This is a genomic window from Bacillus sp. OTU530, from assembly GCF_038440375.1.
This window is the reverse complement of sequence record NZ_JASATP010000140.1, coordinates 1-599: the sequence shown is the minus strand read 5'-3', so window position 1 is coordinate 599 and position 599 is coordinate 1. Positions and strand designations below refer to the sequence as shown.

Sequence of the window (599 nt, the reverse complement as noted above, 5' to 3'; positions counted from 1 at the left end):
ATTCCAGTCATGCCGGCATAGATTTTTTGCAGACATTCTTCATATCCAAGGGAGCAAGCTTCCATCAAACGCTTCGCTTCATCGTTTACATTTCCATAACAAATCGTACGAGCATTGTCAGAAGAGTAGTCGTTTACGCGAATACCATAGTCCATCATAACAAGTTCGCCGCGGCGGATTGGACGTGTAGTCGGACGCTTAAAGAGTACATCTGTATGCTCTCCAGCCTGAATCATGATGTCGTATGCAATAGAGTGACCTCCATTTGCAAACATAGCTGCATAAACCAAAGATGTAGCTTCCAGTTCAGTGATTCCTTCGCTGTCACGTAATAGATCCATCAGCATTTGAATGCCGGCATTACTTACTCGAGCCGCACGCTTCATCGAAGCGATCTCTGCCTCGTTCTTCTTTGATTTCAATTGCTCAATGATCATGGACCGCTGCACATCAGCATACTGGAATGCGTCGTTGATTGGGAACCAGAATTCTAAATCCATATACGTATAACCGCTAATTCCGATTTTCTTCGGTTTGTCTTGAGCCGCACGCTCTTTTAGGAATGGAGCCCAATCTGAACGAATTTCCCGGATATCGCC

1 protein-coding gene is annotated in these 599 nt (G+C 45.1%); it reads right to left on the bottom strand.

The genetic code is table 11. From position 1 onward, the window contains the following. Positions 1-599, bottom strand: a 599-nt coding sequence (locus tag AAHB12_RS31235; RefSeq protein WP_342048945.1) for a M24 family metallopeptidase, incomplete at both ends; no start/stop codon positions are given.